Below are 9,367 nucleotides of genomic sequence, written 5' to 3' on the forward strand. Positions count from 1 at the left end.
GCTCGTACACAGACGCGGGTCAGCCGGAACCCACGAAGATGACGAGCAGCAGCCAGACCACCGGGGCCGTCGGCAGCAGCGAGTCGAGGCGGTCCATGATGCCGCCGTGGCCCGGGAGCAGCGTGCCCATGTCCTTGATCCCGAGGTCCCGCTTGATCATCGACTCGCCCAGGTCACCGAGCGTCGCGCTCACGCCGACCGCGAGGCCGATGAGCAGCCCCTGCCACCAGGTGCCGTCGTCGATCAGGAACTCCATGCACAGCGCGCCGGCCGCCATCGCGAACGTCACCGCGCCCAGCAGGCCCTCGCGGGTCTTGCCGGGGCTGATGCGCGGCGCCAGCTTGTGCTTGCCGAAGCGCCAGCCGATCGCGTACGCCCCGGTGTCGCTGACCACGGTCAGGAGCAGGAACGTGAGCACCCGCTGCGGACCGTCGTCCGCGGTGAGCATCAGCGCCACGAACGTGGCGAGGAACGGCACGTAGAACGCGGCGAAGACCCCCGCGGTGACGTCCTTCAGATAGCCCTCGGGCGGCTCGGTCATCCGCCAGACGAGCACCGCGAGCGCGGTGAGCGCCATCGCGACCCACGCGCCCTCGGCCCCGCGGACGTACCCGGCGACGACCATCGCCGCGCCGCCCACCGCGAGCGGCACGAGCGGCGCCTTGATGCCCTTGCGCTCCTCGAGCCGCGAGGTGAGCTCCCAGAGGCCGACCACCACGGCGACCGCTATGACGCCGATGAAGACGGCCTTCACGATGAAGAGCGACGCGACGATCACCGCGCCGAGCCCGACACCGACTCCTATGGCCGCCCCGAGGTCACGGCCCGCGCTCTTCTTCTGCGGCGCCTGAGGCGCACGAGGCGCTTCGGGGGCGGGCTGTGGTGCGTTGGGCATGGGCTCCTGGGGTACATCAGGCACGTCGGGAACGATGGGCATGGGCTGCGTCTCTGCTGGATACAGGGCGTCATGCGCATCGTACGCGGGACCTGCCGGGGCAGCCCCTTGAGCAGGGCCCTGGTCGGGCGGCCCCCAGTACCCGGCTCTGGGAGGCGCCCCCCAGGAAGAGTCGTTCACGGATCGGATTCCTCAGTCCTCAGACCCGAGCACTCAGACCTCGAGCAGCTCGGCTTCCTTGTGCTTGAGCAGCTCGTCCACCTGGGCGACGTACTTCGCGGTGGTGTCGTCGAGCTCCTTCTCCGCGCGACGGCCCTCGTCCTCGCCGATGTCGCCGTCCTTGATCGCCTTGTCGATCGCTTCCTTGGCCTTGCGGCGGATGGAGCGGATCGAGATCTTGGAGTCCTCGGCCTTGGTCTTGGCGACCTTGATGTACTCCTTGCGGCGGTCCTGCGTCAGCTCCGGGAAGGTCACCCGGATGATGTTGCCGTCATTGCTCGGGTTGACGCCGAGGTCGGAGTCGCGGATCGCCTGCTCGATGTTGCGCAGCGCGCTCTTGTCGAACGGGGTCACCACGGCCATCCGCGGCTCGGGCACCGAGAACGAGGCCAGCTGATTGATCGGCGTCAGGGCGCCGTAGTAGTCGGCCACGATCTTGTTGAACATCGCCGGGTGCGCACGGCCTGTGCGAATCGCGGCGAAGTCCTCCTTGGCGACCACGACGGCCTTCTCCATCTTCTCCTCGGCCTCGAGGAGGGTCTCTTCGATCACCACTTGCTCCTGCGTTTGTGAGTGGGCTGGGGGCGCCCCCACACGGTGAAGTAGGGGGAGTCCATGGGGCGTCGGCTGCGTCGCGTCTCTTTCCCTGCACCGTGTCCGACAGGCAGGGCTTTGTCCATCCCTCGGGGGACGTGCCTGGGTCAGACCCGGGTGCCGTGGTCACCCACGAGCGTGCCGATCTTCTCACCCTTGACGGCGCGCGCGATATTGCCTGCGGAGAGCAACTCGAAGACGAGGATGGGCAGCTTGTTGTCCCGGCACAGCGTGATCGCGGTCATGTCGGCGACCTTCAGGTCGCGGGTGATGACCTCGCCGTAGCCGAGCGCGTCGTACTTCACCGCGTCCGGGTTGGTCTTCGGGTCGGAGTCGTAGACCCCGTCGACACCGTTCTTGCCCATGAGCAGGGCCTCGGCGTCGATCTCCAGGGCACGCTGCGCGGCCGTGGTGTCGGTGGAGAAGTACGGCATGCCCATACCGGCGCCGAAGATGACGACGCGGCCCTTCTCCAGGTGCCGGACGGCGCGCAGCGGGATGTACGGCTCCGCGACCTGGCCCATCGTGATGGCGGTCTGCACGCGGCAGTCGATGCCTTCCTTCTCCAGGAAGTCCTGCAGGGCAAGGCAGTTCATGACCGTGCCGAGCATGCCCATGTAGTCGGACCGGGCCCGGTCCATGCCGCGCTGCTGCAGCTCGGCGCCGCGGAAGAAGTTGCCGCCGCCGATGACGGCCGCGATCTGGGCTCCGTCGCGTACGACGGCCGCGATCTCCTTGGCGATGGCGTGCACCACATCGGGGTCGACGCCAAGGCCGCCCCCGCCGGCGAATGCCTCGCCGGAGAGCTTCAGCAGGAAACGACCGGCGACTTTGCCGTCGTCACTCTTCGTGTCGGCCTTGGTGGTCATGGAGTTCTCGCTTCTTTTTGCTCGGCGCACATACGAAGAAGGCCACTGCCGGTGGGGTGTTGTTCGCATCCCATGCTCGGCAATGGCCTCCTCGTCAGATCTGCGGTCGTACGTCGCGTACTGCGTGGGGTACGCGGGCGACCGCTGTCGACCCTAGCGGGGTCTACCGTCGATCGCGGTACGGACTCAGATGCCGACCTTGATGCGCGAGAAGCGCTTCAGGGTGACACCGGCCTCGTCCAGAACCTTCTGGACGGACTTCTTGTTGTCGAGCGCGTACGGCTGACCGAGGAGGGTGGCCTCCTTGAAGAAGCCGTTGACGCGACCCTCGACGATCTTGGGCAGCGCGGCCTCGGGCTTGCCCTCGGCGCGGGTGGTCTCCTCGGCGACGCGGCGCTCGGACTCGACGACCTCGGCCGGAACGTCCTCACGGGAGAGGTACTTCGGCGCGAAGGCGGCGATGTGCTGGGCGATGCCCTTGGCCAGGTCGGCGTCGGCCTTGTCCAGCTCGACCAGAACACCGATCTGCGGGGGCAGGTCGGGCATGGTGCGGTGCATGTACGCGGTGACGAAGGCGCCCGAGAACTGCGCGAAGCGGTCCAGGACGATCTTCTCGCCGAGGTTGGCGTTGGCCTCGTCGACGTACGCCTGGACGGTCTTGCCGGCCTCGATCTCGGAGGCGAGCAGCGCCTCGATGTCGGCCGGGGACGTCTTGGCGATGTGCGCGGCCAGCGAGTTCGCGACGGCCTGGAACTTCTCGCCCTTGGCGACGAAGTCCGTCTCGCACTTCAGCTCGACGATCACGCCGGAGGTGTTGTCGTCGGCGATGAGGGAGACCACGGCGCCGTTCTCGGCGGAGCGGCCCTCGCGCTTGGCGACGCCCTTCTGGCCCTTGATGCGCAGGGCCTCGACGGCCTTGTCGACGCTGCCGTCGGCCTCGTCGAGCGCCTTCTTGCAGTCCATCATGCCGGCGCCCGTGAGCTCACGGAGCTTCTTGACGTCAGCGGCGGTGTAGTTCGCCATGATCGAAAATTTCTCTTTCGGAGTCTGAAAGATCTACGAAGGTCTACGGGTGAACGGCGGGGGCCGATCGGGCCCCCGCCGTCAACTACCGAACCGGTGAAGGCCAGGCCTTACCGAACCGGTGAAGGTCAGGCCTGCTCGGCGTCCGCGGCCGGAGCCTCGGCCGCGGCCTCGGCGGCCGGAACCTCGGCCTGCTCGGCGTCGGCGACCTTCTCCGTCTCGGCGGAGGTCTGGACCTCGGCCTCAGCGGCCTTCTCGTCCTTCTTGTCACCCTCGAGCAGGTCGCGCTCCCACTCGGCGAGCGGCTCGCCCTGGGCCTTCTCGCCCGGCTTCGAGTCACCGGTGGCGACACCGGAACGGGCGATGAGGCCCTCGGCGACGGCGTCGGCGATCACGCGGGTGAGCAGCGTGACGGAGCGGATCGCGTCGTCGTTGCCCGGGATCTTGTAGTCGACCTCGTCGGGGTCACAGTTCGTGTCGAGGATCGCGACGACCGGGATGTTGAGCTTCCGGGCCTCGCCGACAGCGATGTGCTCCTTCTTGGTGTCCACGATCCAGACGGCGCTGGGCACCTTGGACATCTCGCGGATACCGCCGAGGGTCTTCTCCAGCTTGGCCTTCTCGCGCGAGAGCACGAGAAGCTCCTTCTTGGTGAGACCGGACGCGGCGACGTCCTCGAAGTCGATCTGCTCGAGCTCCTTGAGGCGCTGCAGACGCTTGTAGACGGTCGAGAAGTTGGTGAGCATGCCGCCCAGCCAGCGCTGGTTGACGTAGGGCATGCCGACGCGGGTGGCCTGCTCGGCGATGGCCTCCTGCGCCTGCTTCTTCGTGCCGACGAACATGACCGTGCCGCCGTGGGCGACGGTCTCCTTGACGAACTCGTAGGCGCGGTCGATGTACGACAGCGACTGGAGCAGGTCGATGATGTAGATGCCGTTGCGCTCCGTGAAGATGAAGCGCTTCATCTTCGGGTTCCAACGACGGGTCTGGTGACCGAAGTGGACGCCGCTTTCCAGCAGCTCCCGCATCGTGACGACGGCCATGGCCGTACTCCTTGGTGTTCTCGGTTGTGCCGCGTCCGCCGGACGGCGGTCGCGCCTGACGCCCGCGATGCGCCGTGCCGCAAAGGACCGAGAGGCGCTGGCACCTGGCTTTTCATGGCCTGGTGTCGGGGCGTGCGAAGTCGACCCGGTGACCCGGATCGCCACAAGAAGTGTACGGGACCCGCGAGGTGGCGGGTGACGCCGCTGTCCACAACCGGCTGGTAGTCCACAGATCCGGTCCAAGATCCCTGCGGAGGGGCCCGGCGCGGGACGGTTCTCGCATGTCTCACATGCGACGAGGGATGCGCCTGATGGCGCTGTTGGCGGTACTGATCATGGCGGCGGCGCTCCCGGCCGCCGCCGGTGAGCCGGGCGGCAGCTGGCCCGTGGGGGTGCGCCCCTTGGTGGTACGCGGCTGGGAGCCCCCGGCGACTGCGTACGGCCGGGGCCACCGGGGCGTGGACCTCGCTGCACCACCGGGGGCGGTGGTCCGCGCGGCAGCTCCGGGAACGGTGTCCTTCGCCGGACGGGTGGCGGGCCGGGGCGTGATCTCGGTGGACCTGAAAGCCACGGGCGATCCCCCACTGCGCACGACCTATGAACCCGTACGGGCCAGGGTCAAAAAGGGCGACTCCATCACCACGGGCACCCCTCTGGGCACCCTGGAACTCCCGACGCACCACTGCCCCCGGAGCTGCCTGCACTGGGGCTTACGCAGAGGCGAGACCTACTTGAACCCACTGGGCCTACTGCCACCGCGGCTACTGGGAAGAGCCCCTTCACGGCTCCTGCCGGTGACCGGGGCACCTCTCTTGCGCCTGCTGCCCCCGCCCTGGGCAGGGACGCTCCATGACGGCATCCCACCCAGGCCGCCCGCGGTGCGGGGAGGCGCTCCACCGGGCAGCACCCCTCTCCGGCCGTCCCTGTTGTGGGCAGGCGTTCCGCACGGCGGAACGGGTGGGCACAACGCAACGCTGCCGGGTACCGAGAAACCGGGCCTCAGCCCCGCACGCCCCGCAGGGCCATGGCGACCGCCGCCTCGGTAATGGCCGAGGGATCCTCCGCGGCGCCCAGCTCAATCCGCCGGACAGCCGCGTCCACCACACCCTGGAGCAGCATCGCCGCAAGCCGAGGCTCCGCATGCCCCAGCGAGGCCAGCGCCTCGCCGATCATGGTGACAAGCCCGCCGTGGGCAGCACGGATCTTCTCCCGCGCCCCCGCGTCCAGCTCGGCCGCGGAGATCGCCACAACGGCCCGGTGCCGACGATCCCCGACCAGATCCAGCTGCCGTCGCACATACGCCTCGACCTTGCCCTCGGCCGACTCCGCCCGCTCCATCGCCGCCGAAACCTCCGCCGCCCAGACGGGAAAGTCGACCTCGCAGAGCTCTTCGACGACCGCGGCCCGCGACCGGAAGTACTCGTACACGGAGGACCGGGCGAGCCCGGTGCGCTCGGCGAGGGCGGGGAAGGTCAACGCCTCCGTACCGCCTTCGGACAGCAGGGACCGCGCAGCGTCCAGCAGGGCGCCGCGCTGCATCGACCGGTGCTCGGCCACAGAGGCCGCTCGAATCCTTGGCACACGTCCACTCTACGGACGCGATCGCCGACACGGGAGTCGATACGCCCCCGAGCGCCCGCCGCGCGCCCCGCCCGGCGCAGCCGACGGCAGGACCGATTCAGCGGGCTCAGCGGCCAAAACTCGCCAGCTTCGCCCGCAGCTGAAGGACGGACTTCGTATGGATCTGGCTCACCCGGCTCTCCGTCACGCCGAGCACATTGCCGATCTCCGCGAGGGTGAGCCCCTCGTAGTAGTAGAGCGTGACGACGGTCTTCTCCCGCTCCGGCAGCGTGTTGATCGCCCGCGCGAGAAGGCGCCGCAGCTCTCGGTCCTCCGCTACCTCGACGGGGTTGTCGGCCGCGGTGTCCTCGAGCGTGTCCATCAGGCTCAGCCGGTTGCCGCCCTCGCCGCCCACATGCAGCAGCTCTTCCAGAGCCACCACGTTCGCCAACGACAACTGGCTGAAAACCGCGTGCAGTTCCTCCAGCGCGATCCCCATCTCATGGGCGACTTCGCTCTCCGACGGCGTACGCCGCAACTGCGCCTCGAGCGTGGCGTAGGCCCGCTCGACATTGCGCGCCTTCTGCCGCACGGACCGGGGAATCCAGTCGAGCGCCCGGAGTTCGTCGATCATCGCGCCACGGATCCGCGTGATCGCGTACGTCTCGAACTTGATGGACCGCTCGATGTCGAACTTCTCGATCGCGTCGATGAGCCCGAACACCCCGGACGAGACGAAGTCCGCCTGCTCGACATTGGGCGGAAGCCCCACACTCACGCGGCCCGCGACGTACTTCACCAGGGGTGAGTAGTGCAGGATCAGTTGCTCGCGCAGCCGGCCGTCCCCCGTCTCCTTGTACGACCGCCACAGCTCGTCCAGCGACGAGGGTGCGGGAGGCCGCTCCCGCTCGCCGCTACGGGCGGCGGGGGGAGCTGCCGCCCGGTCGGACCCTGAGGTGTGCTGGGGCATTCGTCGCCTTGAGCCGTTCTGCCGTGTACTGGTGGAGTCTCTCGGACCCGTGAGGTGAACTTGCGTGAAATGAATGAGGTTGTCCGTCTGATTGCCTGTCCGCGCCGGAATCCTTGTGAGCGTAGCGTGACTGGAGCGTCGCAGTGTGCGAAGAGTATGGGATCGCGCGTACGCAGATACGTTCCGCTTGACGCCCCGGAGAGTCCCCCTCATCGCAATGCGTGACGACCCCGGAGCGCCAACTGCATGAATTCCCAAGGACATCGGGGATTCATCCGGACGGCCGAACACGTTCCGTCACGATCCCCCTCTCTTCGAGAAGACCGACAGAATCGCCTGGCGTGTCAACTGCCAGCCATCGCCGTGTCGTTCGACGAACCCCAGTGAGCGCAACTCGTACAGCCGACCGACAACCTCGTCCACCGCCGTGCCCGCCCCCAGCGCGATCTCCCGCGCCCCCGCGCTCCCGCGGGCGGGCAGCGCGGCCAGGACGCGCGCGGCCTGAGGGGCGAGCAGATCGCGCGGCACCACCGGGCCGCGCCGCTGCGGCGCCACGTCGCCCATGTCCCCCACCAGCTCGACGACTTCCGCGGCGTCGGTCACCAGAACACCCTCGCCGCGCAGGAGTTCATGCACGCCCGCCGAGAGGCCGCTGGTGGCGGGGCCCGGCACCCCCATCGTGTAGCGGCCGAGCTCCTGGGCGCAGCGCGCCGTGACGAGCGCGCCGCTGCGGTACGCCGCCTCGACGACGACGCTGCCCCGGGTGAGCGCGGCGATCACTCGGTTCCGGAGGATGAATCTGCTCGGCGTCGGATGATCCCCGGGCGGCAACTCCCCGACCACAAGCCCCTGTTCCGCGATCCGCCCGATCAACTCGGCGTGCCCGCGCGGATAGGGCCGGTCCACCCCGCACGCGAGCACCGCCACCGTGGCACCGCCCGCGCCGAGCGCACCCCGATGCGCCGCGCCGTCCACCCCGTAGGCCCCGCCCGAGACGACGACCCAGCCCCGCTCGGCGAGCCCTGCGCCGAGGCCTGCCGCCATGTGCGCGCCGTACTCCGTGCAGGCCCGCGCGCCGACCACGGCCACCGACCGCAGCGCCCATATCCGCAGGTTTGGCCGCCCCCGCACCCACAGCCCGACCGGTCTGGCGTCCCCGAGGTCGTCCAACTGCACGGGCCACTCCGCCTCCCCGGGACAGACGAACCGCACCCCTGCATCCCGCGCCACCGCCAGGTCCCGCGCCGGTCGCGCCCGCTCCGCACGGGCCCGCAGCCCTTCCCACCGCGCGGGTGTCACACCGTCGAGACGCTCCTCCTCCTCGACAAGCCGCCGCACCACTTCGAGGGCCCCGGCCTCCCGCAGCCACCGCCCGCCCACCTCGTCCCCCGGTTCGAGGATCCGGGTCAGAGCGGCCCTGGCCAGGCGCTCCTCGTCCGAGGCGGATCCGGACGTCATGTCAGCGCCCCGATCGCCATCGGTACGCCCCGCGACACCCCCGTACGCAGCTGCAGCGCCAGGCCCACGTCCTGTGCACAGGGCCGGTCGCGACCCGCGAGGTCCGCGACGGTCCAGGCGACCCGCAGCACACGGTCGAGCCCTCGTGCGGTCAGGAAGCCGCGCTCCAGGTCCACTTCGGCCGCGTCCAGGGCGCCCGGCTCGGCGGGCCAGCGCGTACGCAGCGCGTGTCCGGGGACCTCGCTGTTCGTCCGCCAGCCGGTGTCGGCGAGCCGGGCCGCCGCTCTCTCCCGGGCGGTGCGTACCCGGTCCGCGACGGTCTGTGTGGAGTCGCCCCGCGTGCCGTACCCGGACAGTTCGGATCGCGTGACGGGCTCCACCTCGACCTTCAGGTCGATCCGGTCCAGCAGCGGCCCCGAAAGCCGCGCCTGGTAGCGGCGGACGGCAGACGCAGGGCATTCACAGCCGTCGCCCAGCAGGGTGTGCCTGCCGCACGGGCAAGGGTTGGCCGCAAGGACCATCAGGAACTTCGCGGGCAGCCGCACCACCCCCGCGCTGCGGGCGATCACCACATGGCCCGATTCGAGGGGCTGGCGCAAGGAGTCCAGTGTCTGGCTGCTGAATTCCGGCGCCTCGTGCACTTTACCGACTGTCGATCTGACCGGGTTGGCTCTGAACTGCATGAATGCGTCGCGTAGGAGTCCTTGACGTATCAGGCTCGTTGGACAGGGCAGCC

8 protein-coding genes and 2 pseudogenes are annotated in these 9,367 nt (G+C 69.3%); 1 reads left to right on the forward strand and 9 read right to left on the reverse strand.

What is annotated here, in order from left to right; all coding sequences use genetic code 11:
• Positions 1-19: 19 nt before the first annotated feature.
• From ACFWY6_RS41190 to rpsB, 5 genes are all read right to left on the reverse strand, one after another.
• Complete coding sequence (locus tag ACFWY6_RS41190) at positions 20-1,075, reverse strand: phosphatidate cytidylyltransferase (RefSeq protein WP_384701752.1); 1,056 nt, start codon at positions 1,073-1,075, stop codon at positions 20-22.
• Between the two features lie 33 nt (positions 1,076-1,108).
• Positions 1,109-1,666, reverse strand: coding sequence for a ribosome recycling factor (gene frr / locus ACFWY6_RS41195; RefSeq protein ID WP_127829926.1), 558 nt, complete (start codon positions 1,664-1,666; stop codon positions 1,109-1,111).
• 149 nt (positions 1,667-1,815) lie between these two features.
• Positions 1,816-2,577, reverse strand: coding sequence for a UMP kinase (gene pyrH / locus ACFWY6_RS41200; RefSeq protein ID WP_266871130.1), 762 nt, complete (start codon positions 2,575-2,577; stop codon positions 1,816-1,818).
• A gap of 186 nt (positions 2,578-2,763) precedes the next feature.
• Positions 2,764-3,600 (reverse strand): translation elongation factor Ts, encoded by an 837-nt coding sequence (tsf, locus tag ACFWY6_RS41205; RefSeq protein ID WP_266871129.1) that lies wholly within the window; start codon positions 3,598-3,600, stop codon positions 2,764-2,766.
• A gap of 128 nt (positions 3,601-3,728) precedes the next feature.
• Positions 3,729-4,643 (reverse strand): 30S ribosomal protein S2, encoded by a 915-nt coding sequence (rpsB, locus tag ACFWY6_RS41210; RefSeq protein WP_266871128.1) that lies wholly within the window; start codon positions 4,641-4,643, stop codon positions 3,729-3,731.
• A gap of 302 nt (positions 4,644-4,945) precedes the next feature.
• Here rpsB and ACFWY6_RS41215 point away from each other — a divergent pair.
• A pseudogene (locus tag ACFWY6_RS41215) lies at positions 4,946-5,455 on the forward strand (murein hydrolase activator EnvC family protein); the annotation flags it as partial.
• 187 nt (positions 5,456-5,642) lie between these two features.
• Here ACFWY6_RS41215 and ACFWY6_RS41220 read toward each other — a convergent pair.
• The 4 genes and pseudogenes from ACFWY6_RS41220 to ACFWY6_RS41235 all read right to left on the reverse strand — a co-directional run.
• Positions 5,643-6,200, reverse strand: coding sequence for a TetR/AcrR family transcriptional regulator (locus ACFWY6_RS41220; protein ID WP_266873145.1), 558 nt, complete (start codon positions 6,198-6,200; stop codon positions 5,643-5,645).
• Positions 6,201-6,330: 130 nt separating this feature from the next.
• Positions 6,331-7,173, reverse strand: coding sequence for an RNA polymerase sigma factor WhiG (gene whiG / locus ACFWY6_RS41225; RefSeq protein ID WP_361822680.1), 843 nt, complete (start codon positions 7,171-7,173; stop codon positions 6,331-6,333).
• Between the two features lie 297 nt (positions 7,174-7,470).
• Positions 7,471-8,631, reverse strand: coding sequence for a DNA-processing protein DprA (gene dprA, locus ACFWY6_RS41230; protein ID WP_384701757.1), 1,161 nt, complete (start codon positions 8,629-8,631; stop codon positions 7,471-7,473).
• A pseudogene (locus ACFWY6_RS41235) lies at positions 8,628-9,266 on the reverse strand (ATP-binding protein); the annotation flags it as partial. The gene dprA and the pseudogene ACFWY6_RS41235, both read right to left, overlap by 4 nt.
• Between the last annotated feature and the right edge of the window lie 101 nt (positions 9,267-9,367).

Origin of the sequence: Streptomyces sp. NPDC059037, from assembly GCF_042740015.1 — a bacterium.
GTDB lineage: Bacteria > Actinomycetota > Actinomycetes > Streptomycetales > Streptomycetaceae > Streptomyces.